General features: G+C 46.0%; 20 protein-coding genes and 1 pseudogene. 4 read left to right on the top strand and 17 right to left on the bottom strand.

Annotated features, from left to right (window positions below; all coding sequences use genetic code 11):
* Nucleotides 1-8 precede the first annotated feature (8 nt).
* The 16 genes and pseudogenes from JCM14374_RS03625 to rpmE form a co-directional block, all read right to left on the bottom strand.
* The gene (locus JCM14374_RS03625; RefSeq protein ID WP_054693584.1) at nucleotides 9-557 is read right to left on the bottom strand and encodes a F0F1 ATP synthase subunit delta; all 549 of its coding nucleotides are present in this window, start codon (nucleotides 555-557) and stop codon (nucleotides 9-11) included.
* Nucleotides 551-1,171: a F0F1 ATP synthase subunit B gene (atpF, locus tag JCM14374_RS03620; RefSeq protein ID WP_242848805.1), complete on the bottom strand. Its 621-nt coding sequence runs from the start codon at nucleotides 1,169-1,171 to the stop codon at nucleotides 551-553. The genes JCM14374_RS03625 and atpF overlap by 7 nt, the downstream gene beginning before the upstream one ends.
* Before the next feature lie 106 nt (nucleotides 1,172-1,277).
* Nucleotides 1,278-1,499 carry an ATP synthase F0 subunit C gene (atpE, locus tag JCM14374_RS03615; RefSeq protein WP_157048938.1) on the bottom strand — a complete coding sequence of 74 codons (222 nt, stop codon included), beginning with the start codon at nucleotides 1,497-1,499 and terminating at the stop codon, nucleotides 1,278-1,280.
* Between the two features lie 59 nt (nucleotides 1,500-1,558).
* Complete coding sequence (gene atpB, locus JCM14374_RS03610; RefSeq protein WP_054693581.1) at nucleotides 1,559-2,242, bottom strand: F0F1 ATP synthase subunit A; 684 nt, start codon at nucleotides 2,240-2,242, stop codon at nucleotides 1,559-1,561.
* A gap of 122 nt (nucleotides 2,243-2,364) precedes the next feature.
* Complete coding sequence (locus JCM14374_RS03605) at nucleotides 2,365-2,619, bottom strand: AtpZ/AtpI family protein (RefSeq protein WP_172674141.1); 255 nt, start codon at nucleotides 2,617-2,619, stop codon at nucleotides 2,365-2,367.
* 317 nt (nucleotides 2,620-2,936) lie between these two features.
* On the bottom strand, nucleotides 2,937-3,248 hold the full coding sequence (locus JCM14374_RS03600) for a MazG-like family protein (RefSeq protein ID WP_054693576.1): 312 nt from the start codon (nucleotides 3,246-3,248) through the stop codon (nucleotides 2,937-2,939).
* 80 nt (nucleotides 3,249-3,328) lie between these two features.
* Nucleotides 3,329-4,579 (bottom strand): serine hydroxymethyltransferase, encoded by a 1,251-nt coding sequence (gene glyA / locus JCM14374_RS03595; protein WP_054693573.1) that lies wholly within the window; start codon nucleotides 4,577-4,579, stop codon nucleotides 3,329-3,331.
* Nucleotides 4,580-4,583: 4 nt separating this feature from the next.
* Nucleotides 4,584-5,036 (bottom strand): ribose 5-phosphate isomerase B, encoded by a 453-nt coding sequence (rpiB, locus tag JCM14374_RS03590; protein ID WP_054693570.1) that lies wholly within the window; start codon nucleotides 5,034-5,036, stop codon nucleotides 4,584-4,586.
* A complete protein-coding gene (locus JCM14374_RS03585) occupies nucleotides 5,033-5,506 on the bottom strand; it encodes a low molecular weight protein arginine phosphatase (protein WP_054693567.1) in 474 nt (157 codons plus the stop codon). The genes rpiB and JCM14374_RS03585 overlap by 4 nt, the downstream gene beginning before the upstream one ends.
* 21 nt (nucleotides 5,507-5,527) lie before the next feature.
* Nucleotides 5,528-6,118, bottom strand: coding sequence for a manganese efflux pump MntP (locus tag JCM14374_RS03580; protein WP_054693564.1), 591 nt, complete (start codon nucleotides 6,116-6,118; stop codon nucleotides 5,528-5,530).
* Nucleotides 6,119-6,181: 63 nt separating this feature from the next.
* Nucleotides 6,182-6,901, bottom strand: a pseudogene (locus tag JCM14374_RS16035) (L-threonylcarbamoyladenylate synthase); the annotation flags it as partial.
* Between the two features lie 11 nt (nucleotides 6,902-6,912).
* Nucleotides 6,913-7,164: an L-threonylcarbamoyladenylate synthase gene (locus tag JCM14374_RS15130; RefSeq protein WP_054693558.1), complete on the bottom strand. Its 252-nt coding sequence runs from the start codon at nucleotides 7,162-7,164 to the stop codon at nucleotides 6,913-6,915.
* On the bottom strand, nucleotides 7,165-8,025 hold the full coding sequence (gene prmC / locus JCM14374_RS03565; protein ID WP_054693555.1) for a peptide chain release factor N(5)-glutamine methyltransferase: 861 nt from the start codon (nucleotides 8,023-8,025) through the stop codon (nucleotides 7,165-7,167).
* 1 nt (nucleotide 8,026) lies between these two features.
* Nucleotides 8,027-9,094 carry a peptide chain release factor 1 gene (gene prfA, locus JCM14374_RS03560; RefSeq protein ID WP_054693552.1) on the bottom strand — a complete coding sequence of 356 codons (1,068 nt, stop codon included), beginning with the start codon at nucleotides 9,092-9,094 and terminating at the stop codon, nucleotides 8,027-8,029.
* 165 nt (nucleotides 9,095-9,259) lie between these two features.
* Nucleotides 9,260-10,102, bottom strand: coding sequence for a DUF1385 domain-containing protein (locus JCM14374_RS03555; protein ID WP_369397284.1), 843 nt, complete (start codon nucleotides 10,100-10,102; stop codon nucleotides 9,260-9,262).
* A 59-nt stretch (nucleotides 10,103-10,161) separates the two neighbouring features.
* Nucleotides 10,162-10,365 (bottom strand): 50S ribosomal protein L31, encoded by a 204-nt coding sequence (rpmE, locus tag JCM14374_RS03550; protein ID WP_054693549.1) that lies wholly within the window; start codon nucleotides 10,363-10,365, stop codon nucleotides 10,162-10,164.
* Nucleotides 10,366-10,583: 218 nt separating this feature from the next.
* On the opposite strand from rpmE, the gene JCM14374_RS03545 reads away from it, so the two are divergent.
* From JCM14374_RS03545 to JCM14374_RS03535, 3 genes are read left to right on the top strand one after another with little or no spacing between them, the layout of a single operon-like run.
* Nucleotides 10,584-11,294 carry a DUF3784 domain-containing protein gene (locus JCM14374_RS03545; protein WP_054693546.1) on the top strand — a complete coding sequence of 237 codons (711 nt, stop codon included), beginning with the start codon at nucleotides 10,584-10,586 and terminating at the stop codon, nucleotides 11,292-11,294.
* Between the two features lie 57 nt (nucleotides 11,295-11,351).
* Nucleotides 11,352-11,771 carry an NUDIX domain-containing protein gene (locus JCM14374_RS03540; RefSeq protein ID WP_242848804.1) on the top strand — a complete coding sequence of 140 codons (420 nt, stop codon included), beginning with the start codon at nucleotides 11,352-11,354 and terminating at the stop codon, nucleotides 11,769-11,771.
* The gene (locus JCM14374_RS03535) at nucleotides 11,768-12,619 is read left to right on the top strand and encodes an eIF2B alpha/beta/delta subunit family protein (RefSeq protein WP_054693541.1); all 852 of its coding nucleotides are present in this window, start codon (nucleotides 11,768-11,770) and stop codon (nucleotides 12,617-12,619) included. The genes JCM14374_RS03540 and JCM14374_RS03535 overlap by 4 nt, the downstream gene beginning before the upstream one ends.
* On the opposite strand, the gene JCM14374_RS03530 is transcribed toward JCM14374_RS03535, so the two are convergent.
* Nucleotides 12,599-12,871, bottom strand: coding sequence for a hypothetical protein (locus tag JCM14374_RS03530; RefSeq protein WP_054693538.1), 273 nt, complete (start codon nucleotides 12,869-12,871; stop codon nucleotides 12,599-12,601). The genes JCM14374_RS03535 and JCM14374_RS03530 overlap by 21 nt on opposite strands.
* Before the next feature lie 94 nt (nucleotides 12,872-12,965).
* Between JCM14374_RS03530 and JCM14374_RS03525 the strand changes: the two genes are divergently transcribed.
* Complete coding sequence (locus JCM14374_RS03525) at nucleotides 12,966-13,616, top strand: hypothetical protein (RefSeq protein WP_054693535.1); 651 nt, start codon at nucleotides 12,966-12,968, stop codon at nucleotides 13,614-13,616.
* Nucleotides 13,617-13,675: the final 59 nt, after the last annotated feature.

Genomic DNA, 13,675 nt, shown 5'->3' with positions numbered 1-13,675 from the left:
CTTCACCCCTATCCTATCTTCGCTTGTTTGAGCTGTGTTTTGAGCATTTCCAGCTTCTTGGCTACACTTCCGTCGATGATCCGGTCTCCCATGCGTATCTTTACCCCGCCAATAAGAGCTGGATCTACTTTAACCTGCAATTTAACCGTTTTGCCCGAAGATGCTGAAAGTTTTTCGGCCAGAGTCTTCACTTCTTCCTCCGGCACTTCCTTGGCGGCCACTAATTCAGCTTTAGTGATATTCCTGGATTCATCGGCCATTTCCTTGTATTCTTCAGTTATTACTTCCAAATAGGTCTCCCGGCGCTTATCGATAACCATCATAATAAAATTCATGGTTAGCGGTGAGATGTGACCTGCAAATACCTTGTTAATTACGTCTTTTTTCTCCTTGGCCGGAACCAGCAAGTGCGACAGGTAATCTTCCAGGTTATCAACTTCCTTAATTGTGGCAACAACCTTTTCCAGTTCCTGTTGGAACTCATCTATTTTGTTATTGTCCCGGGCAATGCTGAAGAAAGCTTCCGCATAGCGCCTAGCGACGCTTCTATTTAACATAATAGATCGCCCGCCTCATTAACAAACTGCTTGACCATATTCTTGTGGTCATCCTCGGTAATAGCACGACCGAGAACTCTTTCAGCCGCAATAAGAGCCAGAGAGGCTGCGGTGTCTTTCAGCTCCATCTTGGCCTGTTCGGTTGCAGCCTTGATTTCAGCTTCGGCTTTAGCTTTGATATTGCTGGCATCTTCCTTGGCTTTGTTGATAATTTCGTTCTTGGCATCGTCAGCAGCTTTAGTAGCCCGGGCCACAATTTCCTGGGCTTCTTTGCGGGATTCTGCCAGGTTGGTTTGGGTTTCCTTTCTCATCTGTTCAACTTCGGTCTTTACTTCTTCCGCATGTTTCAGAGAACTCTCAATGGTATTGCTGCGCTGTTCCAGCATGGCGTTAATCGGTCCATAAGCAAACTTGTACATAAGTGCAAGCAAAACAAAGAAGTTTACCGCTGTCCAACCGACTACAAACCAGTTACCAAATTGCGGAGTCTCGCCTGTGGGCTGATGCAAAGGCATAGCGTGCCCTTCCGAAGCCATGCAGAAGGTGGCAAAACCCATGATCATGACCATTGTCAAAAGGAGTACCCCAATATAGAACCTTTTGTTTTTCGTCACGGATCTGCTACCTCCAATCTAAGTGCAAATAGTAAAAGGGGCGATAGAGCATATTCAGTTTGTATATAAAACCCGCTCTATCGCCCGAAATCTTGGATAAGGTAAATTATTTTACTTTACCAACCAGCATGAATGCAATAACCAGACCATAAATCGTCAGGGTTTCAATAAATGCCAGGGTGATGAAGAGCAGGGTTCTTACATCTCCTCCAACCTCAGGCTGCCGTGCAATAGCTTCAAAAGCTTTGCCGCCGGCAACACCCATTCCTATACCACCACCGATACCAGCGATAGATACAGCCAGACCAGCGCCCAATGCGATGCCCATCCTTTTCCCTCCTTTCATGCTCAAATGGTGTATACCTTGAGCTTAAATTATTTTGGTTATTAATGACCTGCTCCCGCTGCTGCGCCAATATAGCTTGCAGACAGGATTGTAAACACTATTGCCTGGATAGCACCAAGAAGTATACTCAATCCCATAATGGCACTTGGGACCAAGAATGGCGCCAGGAACAGCAAAAAGCCCAGAACCGTCTCCTCCCCAAAGATATTACCAAATAGACGGAAAGTAAGGGACAGCGGGTGCGCCACCTCTTCTACCAAATTAAGTGGTAACATTAATGGGCTTGGACTAATAAAGTGCCCGAGATAATGGCCTCCATGTTCACTGAAACCAGCTACATGAACAGAAAAGAACGTGATCAAAGCCAGAGTCATGGTCACGTTCCAGTTGCTGGTGGGTGGTTGGAAACCTTGTATGGACGCGGCACCAGGGATTAAACCGCTGTAATTGCTGAATAGGATAAACAGGAAATATGAGGTGAGCAAGGGAGCCCACTTCTTGGCAACGTGTTCTTCTTCCATCAACTGCGTAAAAAAGTCATAGGTCCAGATAATTATGGCCTCAAAGGCGTTTTGCAGTCCCTGTGGAACCACCTGCATATTACGAGTGGCACTAAAAGAAATAATGCCGATCAGGGCAATCAACACCCACTCCGTAACTACTAGATGGTCTACCGGAATCGGACCGAGATAAAATAGTGTACCATCCCACATGCCAAAAGTCATTTGTCTTTTTCCCCCCCTCCTGAGTGGATTTTGAAGTACTGTTTGTCCGCTCCGTTAACCGGGCTGATTTTAAAAAATACAAACCAAAGCTCGCCCTGCCAGCTCTGGTTGGTTTCGCAAAATTAATTGTTTTCATTATCGGTATTTTTCGTGATGGTCGGTTTGGATTGCTGCATCTTATCCCATAAACTCTTAATTCCTGTAGCCAGACCTAGTAATATTCCAATTACGGTCATCCAGTAATCCTGGTGGTTAAGTTTTTGGTCGAGCCAGTATCCGACATAACCACAAAGCGCCACCGCTGCTGCAAAGGTAGTAACCATATTGGTGGCGTCAGCCAAGGCCTTTGCCCAATGTTTCTTCTTTTTTTCTGCCATAATCATACGCAGTTGCTCGACTGCGTTTTACCCCCTGTTTTCTATTCGTCATAAACAGGCAAAATCCTTTTTTCGTATATATAAAATTACAATACGCCAATAAATTCACGAAAACCAGGATTTTAAGGTTATCATCGTCTAATGTGCATAGTTTTTTCCCAACAAGTATAGTTTATTCGATTGGATAGGTCATAAATCCTTTTAATAATAATAATTTTTTAGGCCGCATAATGGTTGACAGAACGCAACCAGTAGTTAAAGGGGTCTTAGCGCTATAAATCTTTGTTAATCTTAGCTTTTTCGTTTAAATATAAGGCTTATCCTGATATATAACCCTTGCGTTCGAGTTTGGAGCGGTGCTCTTGCAGGGCGCTTTCGATATTTACGCCGAATTGTTCCTCCATAACAAACATCATGGTAACTGCGGTTTGAGCGACATCCAACAACTCACAAGCTATTTGTCTTATAACCATTTCTTGGTCGAGTTCCACTTTTTCCCCGCTCAAACCCCTGTACTTGCCAATAACTTGCGCCAGCTCTCCGGCTTCTTCCATTAATTTAAGGGCAGTTGACTCTAAAGTGGGGTTTAATTGATTTAAACGCGGCAGTGATATGGTTTTCATTTCCATGAGCATCTACTCCCAGCCGTTAGTAAAATAAACCCAGACTTACTGGCTTTTTATATAACTTGCACTGCTTTTCTATTCTCTTATATTCCGTACAGGGGGTGTTTAGCACAGAGTCTGGCTACTATTGCCCGGGAATCGTTAAGTTTTTCTTCATTATCGGGATGGTCCAATGCGATGGCAATAGCGTGAGCTACTTCTTTCATGTCATCTTCCTTAAAGCCTCGGCTGGTCAAAGCCGGACTTCCCAGGCGAATACCGCTGGTTATGGTAGGTTTTTCAGGATCAAAAGGAATAGTGTTTTTATTGGTGGTAATATTAACGCTTTCTAAAACTGACTCGGCCGTTTTGCCGGTTAAGCCTTTGGGCCTTACATCTACCAGCATGAGATGATTATCGGTTCCTCCAGACACCAGGCGCAGCCCGTTGGACACCAGTTCCCCGGCCAGGGTGCTTGCATTTCTTATTATTTGCTCCTGATAGGTTTTAAATTCAGGTGTAAGGACTTCCTTTAAACATACCGCTTTAGCGGCTATTACATGCATCAAAGGTCCTCCCTGCGTCCCGGGAAAGACAGCGCTGTTTATCTTTTGCGCCCATTCTTGCCTGCACATAATCATGCCCCCGCGCGGACCTCTTAAAGTTTTGTGCGTGGTGGTGGTTACAAAATCAGCATGGGGAACCGGGCTGGGATGGAGTCCTGCCGCTACAAGACCTGCAATATGAGCCATATCTACAAACAGCAAGGCCTCGACTTCATCGGCTATCTCACGGAACTTTTTAAAATCAATTACCCGTGGATAAGCGCTGGCCCCGGCCACTATCATTTTGGGGCGCACTTCTTTAGCTGCTTTTAATACCTCATCATAATCGATGGTTTCGGTATCGGCACTGACTCCATATTCAGCAAATTTAAAATATTTGCCGGATATGTTTGCCTTGCTGCCATGGGTTAGATGTCCCCCGTGGTTAAGATTCATGCCCAGAACCGTATCCCCTGGCTGGAGCGCGGCAAAATAAACCGCTGTATTGGCCTGAGCGCCGGAATGAGGCTGTACATTGACATGTTCGCAGCCGAATATCTTTTTGGCCCTTTCCAAAGCCAGTTCTTCAACTTTATCTACATGCTCGCAGCCCCCGTAATATCTTTTCCCAGGATAGCCTTCCGCATATTTGTTTGTCATAACACACCCCTGGGCTGCCATTACCGCACGGGATACGAAATTCTCCGAGGCAATCAGCTCCAGTTTATGGTTTTGCCTCGATTCTTCCTGGTTGATAATATCAGCTACTTCTGGGTCAATGGCTCGCACGTACTGATCAATATAGTCCAACTTACTAACTCCTCTCCATATACTTATTCTCTATAAGAGATATCTTGTCCAAGCGTTTTTGGTGTCGATCCCCGGCAAACTCAGCTGCAAGAAAAGTCTTAACTATCTCCGCCGCCAAACCAGGGCCGGTGATCCTGGCCCCAATCGCTAAGATATTGGCATCATTATGTTCCCGCGCCAGCCGGGCGGAAAAAGTGTCATGACACAATGCAGCTCTAATCCCGGCGAATTTATTGGCGGCAATGGAAATACCTATGCCCGTACCACAGATGAGAATCCCAGGAATACGCTGGGACAAAACCTTCTGTACGACTTGTTCCGCAATATCGGGATAGTCAACCGGTGCAGCTGAAAAAGAGCCGCAATCAACAACACTGTATTTTTCGGCCTGTAAAACCTGAATTATTTCCTCTTTTAATTGAAATCCAGCATGATCACTGCCTATAGCAATTTTCATATTTCAAACTCCTGTATAATGCGTTCCACAGCTAATTCCAACAATTCCCGCAATTGCTGCGCACATTCCCGATAGGCTGATATCCCCCAACCCAGGGGATCTTTAACTTCTGTATTATCTTGACCTGCAAAGTTGCCCAGTGTATAAATCATGCCCTTAAAGCCAGGAAAACATTTATATATCTCCTGCGCCTGACGACCGTTCATGGTTAACACCAGGTCTGCCCAATCAAGCATATCTTGACACAATTGCCGGGACCTGTGCCATGATAAATCCAGGGATTGTTCCGTCATTACCTGCATGGCTTCCCTGGCGGCTGGCGCGCCTTCAACAGCATATAAACCCGCTGAGGCAACCGTAATTTTTCCTGGTTTTATATCGGCCTGTCGTTTCTTCAGCATATCTGTCAACAGGGCCTGGGCCATAGGGCTGCGGCAGGTGTTGCCGCTGCATATGATCAGAATATTCATCCTGGCTCATTCCTTAAATAATTAAAAAAATGCCAGTTTAATCGCCAATAAAAAGAGCAGAATGCCTCCGGTCATTTGGGCATAACTGCCTATAAGCCGACTTGCCAACTTTCCGGCGATAAAACCAAGCGCTGTCATCAGCGCAGCTGTACTGCCCATAATCACAACAGAAATTAAAATCGGCATTTTAAAAGTACCCAAACTGAAACCTACTGTCAAGGCATCCATGCTTACAGATAAAGCCAAAAGTATTACTTTGCCCCAATTTTGCTCGGGACTTTCTCTATCCTTGCTCCAGTTCTGATGTAATTCTGAGAAACTTATCCTTTGCGGGCGGCTTTCTTTATAACCTTTAATAAAAAAGCTCACCGCCAGGCAGAGCAAGATAACAGCTCCCAGGCGGGAAGCCCATACTCCCATAAAGCGCCCTACAGTAAGGCCCAGTTCCAAACCCACCAGCGGCATTAAAACATGAAAGACCCCTACGGTGGAGGAGAATTTCATCTCAAAACGACGGCTGACCCCTTTAAGGCCCATACCAGTAGCCAGCGAAAAGGCATCCAACCCTAAAACCAGAGCCACCAGAATAATGGTTAATAATTGTTCCTGCAATGTCTTAACTCCTTATGTTAATTAAAGACACAAGTTTCTCAATTAATGACCTGGTAATATTTCTTAAACCCTGGCAGCCTTGCGGATACGATCAAGCACTGCTTCTGTCGCACTTCCTTTTTCGGGGGGCAGGGGAGCAAAAATTAAAACATCAGCTTGTCTTTCCGCATCTCGTAAAAGGGTATATAAATCTGAATCCCGGCCATTCAAATCCAGGAAACGAGATATATTTCCTTCAAGTTTATTACTTTCCGGATAATAATTATTATAAACCAGAATTATTTTCATGCCCTTTTTTAAATAGTACTGCTGCTGTATGCGAAAATCAGCTTCATCTTCAGACAGGATAACCTGACATTTAGTCTGGTAATGAGGCAAATCATCACTTTCATTCAAGCCAGGCAGGATTTCACAATCCAACACTTCCTGAACCTGTTCCCGCGAGACCCCTCCCGGCCGCAGCCAACGGTATGGAACCTTACAAAGATCTATGATGCTGGATTCCAAACCAAGTCCTGTAGGTCCGGCATCTAAAACCGCGGCAATCTTACCATCTAAATCTTCGCGCACATGCTGAGCGTTAGTAGGACTGGGACGTCCCGAAAGATTGGCGCTGGTGGCGGCAAGCGGACCGGCGGCTTCGATTAAGGCCAGAGCCACCCTATGATCAGGCATACGCAGGCCCACCCCAATCTGTCCTCCGGTTACCGCGGCAGGAAGTTCAGTTCGCGCCGGCAGTATAATCGATAGAGGACCAGGCCAGAATTTATCTATCAATTTCCGGGCATCTTCGGTTAAGCCTCAACCAGCTTCAAGACCTGCTGCAGATTGCTTACATGCACCAGCAAAGGATTGGAAACTGGGCGCTGCTTGGCCTTAAATACCTCCAATACCGCCTTTTCAGACCAGGCATCAGCCCCAACGCCATATACGGTTTCAGTAGGGAAAGCCACGACTTGACCTTGTTTAAGCATATTTGCCGCTAAATCTATCCGCTTTGGTTGCGGGTTTAGGGCATCAAGTTTTATATATCGGGTTTCCAGCATTCAAACCTTCTTCCTGGCGATTATTACCCGGTCACGGCCAGCTAAATCAGGGATCAGTTCCAACTGGTATGTTTCGGCAAACATTTTACGAGCCGCATCGCCCTGGCCCGCACCTATTTCAAATGCCAAGCAGCCCTGCGGCTTCAAGTATTCCGGAGCTTGTTGCAGCAGACGGCGGTAAATATCCAACCCGTCTCCAGGAGCCACTAAAGCCTGCCCCGGTTCAAAATCTCTGACATCCTTGTCCAATTGCGTGAATTCGCTTTGTGTAATATAGGGAAGATTCGCGACTATATAATCAAAGGGTTCAAATAATTCGTCATGGTTAAACGGTTCTAACAGATCTCCTTGATGGAAATTCACCGTTACACCGTGCTTTTTCGCATTGAATTCGGCAATTTCCAAAGCGTCCTTGCTTATATCCGTAGCCAGGATTTCCGCCCTGGGCAGGTAATAGGCCAGACTGACAGCAATAGCTCCCGAGCCTGTACCCACATCAATAATTCTAATTCCATCCTGGTTCCGTGCTATATTGATTACGAATTCCACCAGTATTTCCGTATCAGGACGGGGAATAAGCACAGCGGGATTAACCGTAAAGTCCAGTGACATAAACTCGCGATGTCCGGTTATATAGGCCAGAGGCTCCCCGTTTACTCTGCGTTTAATGTAATGGCGAAATACATCACGTTCATTCTGTCTGGTCGGGGCATCGTAATTCGCGTATATATAAACCCGGTCACACCCTAAAACATGGGCTAATAAAACCTCGGCTTCCAAACGGGGCTGTTTTATGCCCTTTTCGCTAAAATAGGCCGTGGTCCACAGCACCAGTTCCTTAATGGTCCAATTCGCGGTCAAACTAATCCACCTTTTTTAATCGTTCCGCCTGATCATTGGCAATCAAGGCTTGAATAATTTCATCCAGATTGCCCTGCAGTATAGTGTCCAGTTTATGCAAGGTCAGGTTAATACGGTGGTCACTCACGCGACCCTGGGGAAAGTTATAAGTACGGATTCGTTCGCTGCGATCACCGCTTCCTACCTGGCTTTTCCGGGTTCCAGCCATTTCAGCGTTTTGTTCGGCTTCCATGATTTCTTTAAGCCTGGATCTCAAAACACGCATAGCCTTGGCTTTATTTTTGTGCTGAGATTTCTCATCCTGACAGGTTACCACTAAACCAGTGGGAATATGGGTAATCCGCACTGCCGATTGGGTAGTGTTAACAGACTGCCCGCCGGGACCGCTAGAACAATATACATCTACCCTTAAATCGTTGGCATCTATATCTATTTCCACTTCCTCGGCTTCAGGCAAAACTGCCACCGTGGCAGCCGAGGTATGAATACGCCCCCCGGATTCAGTGCTGGGAATACGCTGTACCCGGTGAACCCCCGATTCAAATTTCAATTTGCTATAAGCGCCCGGACCTTCTACTCCAAAGATTACTTCTTTAATTCCCCCGATGTCCGTATCATTGGAATCCATTACATCTACTTTCCAACCCTGATTTTCCGCATAACGGCAGTACATACGGAACAAGTCCCCGGCGAATAAGGCGGCTTCCTCTCCCCCCGTTCCGGCCCTTATTTCCATAATGACGTTTTTATCATCGTTAGGGTCGCGGGGCAAAAGCAATACCTGCATTTCCTTTTCCAGGGAGGTCTTTTTGTCCTGCAGGCTGCGTTCCTCATCTAACAGCATCTGCCGAAATTCTTCATCAGTTTCCTCCCGCAGCATGGTCCGGGTATCTTCAAGCTGCTGCAGGGTATCTTTATAATTACGATATTTGCTGACAATTTCACTCAAATCAGAATGGGCTTTGGCATATTTCTGCAGCCTGCTCTGATCAGCTATAACTTCCGGCTGACCCAGAAGTTCTGTAAGTTCTTCATATTTAGCTTCTATACTGGCCAGCTTCTCCAGCACGCGGCTTCCTCCTCTTTATTGGGAAATAGACACAAACTTCACAGACGTTTATGACTTGCACAGACTTTTTCAAGCTAACTAATATTTAAACAGGGGCACAACCGAGAAATTCTTTACCCTCTGTTAGATGGTTTTTCTTTCCTTCGCATTCAGGGATAACAGCCTTTAAAGCGGCCAGGGCCACCTCCAACTGGTCATCATCGGTTCCCGGGTGGTGAGTCTCTGTAAATAGAGACCGGGAGCTATCAGGGCCCTGGTCCAGACCTTTTGGTGATATTTTCCGCTATATTTCAGAAATTCATAACTTAACCCGGCCACTACCGGCAAAACAGCCAGGCGGGTCCACAGGCGGTAAAACAAGCTGCCTTCTCCCAGCAGAGCGAAAACCAATATGGATATTACCATAACAATCAAAAGAAAGCTGGTGCCGCAGCGGGGATGCAGGGTGGAATGGCGGCGGGCGTTTTCCACCGTTAGCTCCTCGCCCGCTTCATAGGTAAAGATGGATTTATGTTCGGCGCCATGATACATAAAAACCCGTTCAATTTCTCGCAAACGCGAAATAGCATAAACATAGATCAGAAAGAAAGCGATGCGGATGATGCCCTCAACCAGGTTTTGTGTAAAGATTCCGCCTAAATAACGGCTGGTAAAATGAACCAGCCCCGCGGGCAAAGCCATAAAAAGAACTATAGCCAGCAGCAAGGCCAGCGAGGTGGTAAAAAACATTTCCGTAGGTGTGAGTTCTTCCTCCTCTGCGTCTAAAGAGAGGCTGGCCGATTTATTAAGCATGCGTACTCCCAGCACCATGCTGTTGATGAGCACATAGGTGCCTCTGATAAAGGGCCATTTTAAAAACGCATAACGGCGGGGCAACGGACTGAGCGGCTCTGCTTCCAGGGCTATGGAGCCATCGGTTTTTCTTACCGCCAGGGCCGCCTTTTCCGTTCCCCGCATCATAACGCCCTCTATTACCGCCATGCCCCCGTATTGCACTCTGTCACTCATACAAACCATTCCTTAATAGATCAGAAAAAAATAGCAGAGCTTGCACCCTGCTAGTTTTCCTACTGTAAACCGTATTTTTTCTTAAACCTTTCCACCCGGCCGGTAGTATCTACCATTTTGCCTTTAGAACCAGTATAAAAGGGATGGCATTTGGAGCACACTTCAACCTTGATATTCTCACGGGTGGAGCCAACCTCGAATTCGTTGCCGCAAGCACAGCGTGCATGAGTCTTAGCGTACTTGGGATGTATCTTCTCTTTCAATTTTTCACCTCTCTCCGGGTCCATGATAAATCAAAAATCAGTCCTTTTACAGACTGCAACAACGATTATAGCAATAACCAGAAGAAAAAACAAGAAATGAGGCCAATAAAATTTATTTGGCATAAGCTATACAGATTTTAACAAGTAATTCATTTCATCGGAAACATTTTACACGCTGTCAGATGGGATTTATAATTATTTCCAGGAGGTTGCGATTAATGGTTGATTTGTTTGTTACGTTGTTTATAGTATTCCTGCTAATTGGCCTGGGAACTTTAATCAAGTATTTCGGCGGAGAAGGCTTAATCTCAGGATACAATACCGCCTCCGCAGAAGAACAGAAATATGCCCGCCAAAAAGGTATCGGGAAATTTATCGGCAACTACCTGTACCTGTTAAGTGCTGTTATTCTGGCAGGATTCTTGCTGCAAAAAGCCGGAGTGCCCTGGGCAGCAGAAATCTCCTGGGCAGTATTCATTATCATTGTATTAATTATCATGCCCATTCAAGCCCGGCGCTTTAACCCTCCCGGTGGGCTCTCACGTTCGGCGCGCATCAGTACGCTTATAGGCTTGCTTATCGTGGTAATCGTATTTGGTGGTATCATCCGGACAGCACTGCCGCCGCGTATAAGCCTGGGCGAGGACAGTTTTAAAATCAGCGGGGCTTACGGTTTGACCATAAAATATTCTGAAATAGAAAAGCTTGAGCTTCTGGAAAAGCTGCCCGCTATTTCCATGCGCACCAACGGTATGGCAACTGGCCCTATAGCCAAAGGTCATTTTAAGTTAAAAGAAGGTGGTGCTGTAACCCTGTTCCTGCGTTCATCCACCCCGCCTTTTCTCAATATTACTTTCAAAGATGGCAGAGAAATGATAATTATAAATTTCAGCAACCTGAAGAAACCAGGAGATTATATACAGATATAAAAGAGCGAACTGATTAGTAGCTGCTGCCCGACATCAGCTACGATATGCAAACATAGAATGGAGATCGCATTAATGGAAGAAACGCATGTGGCAACGTGTTTTCTCGAAAACCAGGGTAAAATATTGCTGCTTCGCCGCAGCGGGCAGGTGGGCTCTTATACCCAAAGATGGGCCGGGATCAGCGGCTACATTGAACCAGGACACAGCCCTTTAACACAGGCTTTACAAGAAATCCAAGAAGAGGCCGGGCTCTCGCAGCCAGAGGTACGTCTGCTTAAGGAAGGCCTGCCTTTTGAAGTAATAGATGCAACCCTGGGAAAAAAGTGGGTAGTACACCCGTTTAGGTTTCACGTGAAACATCCGGGGAAGATAAAAATAGACTGGGAACACAGTGAATGTAAGTGGATAGAACCGGAAGAAATAAAGACTTTTCAAACCGTACCCGGTCTCTATGAGGCCTGGGAGAGGGTAAAATGAATCTTGCGGCAGGAATTGAAAAAATAAAAAATGACCGGCAGCATGGGGCCTTTCAGCTTACCTGCCAAGCCCTGGAGTTACTGCGGCAACTAGCTCAGCAAAACTGTTCCGGCAGTACGGCAGAACTCCTGGCTTATATGGTTCAAGCTGCGCGCGAACTGAGTCTTTGCCGGCCCAGTATGGCATCCATCAGCAACGCGATGAACATCTATATCAACCATCTATTGCAGCAAGTTGCCTCTTTTGACAACTTGCCTGTCTTGCAACAGACCGCCGTCCATCTTTGCGATGATTGCATAAATGAAATGGAACAGGCTCGGCTGAAGGTTATAGAACAAGGAGCTAACCTAATTTCAGCCAACATGATTATACTGACCTGCAGCTATAGTTCGGCCATAGCGGCCTGTCTTTTGCGAGCCTGGCGAGAGGGGAAATATTATTCCCTGCTGGCGGCAGAGTCCTGTTCTTCTTTTCAGAACATAGCATATGGGGAACTTATTGCCCAACAACTTGCGCCGGACAACATCCCCTGTCAGGTGTTTCCCGACACCTCAATTCCTGATATCATAACTAAGGCCGATATGGTTCTGTTGGGAGCGGATGCTGTTCTGTCAGATGGTTCTCTGGTAAACGGCTATCCCAGCCTTGCCGCAGCCAAAGCCGGTTTTGAAATAAACATCCCCGTTTATGTCCTGGGTGAAACCATTAAATTTTCCTCAAATAATACTCTGGTTCCGGAAGAAGGCTTTGATATAATACCCGGTATGTATTTAACCGGGATTATCACGGAAAAGGGCCTGGTAAAACCTGACGATGCACAATTGTTTTTAGAACAGGCGGGCAAATAAACCCCAGTTAGGCACTACGCTGCAAGCTACTGCCGCCCAGGCAATTATACTTAGCATAATCGCCCATTTTTCGCTGCGGCTTAGTTTTTTCCAGTCTGCTAATAGATAACCAGATAAGAAACAGATCCCCGCCAAAACCATAACCGGAAATAAGTATCCGCCCCAGTTAAATCGCCAAAACAAAGCCGAAATAAAAAATGCAATTACTACAATCAGAGTTACCCCGTTTAAAACCCGATTTCCCCTGGACATATTTTTCCCTCCGCTTCAATTTTGCCTTCCTATGGGTAAAAAACCCCCATATTGGTTAAAATTTAATAAGATTCTTTCCGCAGGGGGTAATGGTTTGCAGCGAAACAAGCCTTTTGTATTAATTATAATGCTTTTATTGTTAATGGCAACGGGAGGATGTGAACAGCAGGCCGGTAAAAACGATCAAATTAAAACCACTCCCAAGCCAGTTTCGGAAAAAAATCCGGCGGTTATGCCAGTTGATTATTTTCCGTTAAATAAAGGAGCCAAATGGTCTTACCAGGGCAGCGGCAACGAGTTTGCCTCATTTACCCGCGAAGTGCTATTCACAAAAGGCAATTTTGCACAGGTAAGGGAAGCAAACGGCGGCACTACCAGTATTTCTGTGTACACTTTTGATAAAAGCGCGCTTACCCGCGTCTATTTTCAGGGCGAAAACTATGATTCCCAAAATATTTTAGCCGGCGGCTTCACTCCCAATGACAATACAATCTTTCTTCAGACTCCCATAAAAGTCGGCAACAGTTGGAAATCTGACGACCGCAACCAGCGTAAAATAGTCAGCCTTAAAGCGCAAGTCAGCACTCCGGCAGGTGAATTCAAAAACTGCCTGCAGGTTAAAATCAGCGGTCCTGACTACGTGGTGTATGAATATTATCAGCAAGATGTCGGCTTGATAAAACGCGAGTTTCTAGCGGACCAAGAGGCCGTCACATCTGCCCTGGAAAGCTATTCTCTTAAATAATCATTGTTAAGCCCTTCAGCCATAGCGAAGGCAAAAGGAATTAACTGCACCAATACCTT

This window comes from Syntrophomonas palmitatica JCM 14374, from assembly GCF_001311885.1.
Lineage (GTDB): Bacteria > Bacillota > Syntrophomonadia > Syntrophomonadales > Syntrophomonadaceae > Syntrophomonas_A > Syntrophomonas_A palmitatica.
Note: the sequence above shows the minus strand (reverse complement) of the source record. Positions and strands in the feature narration are given on the sequence as shown.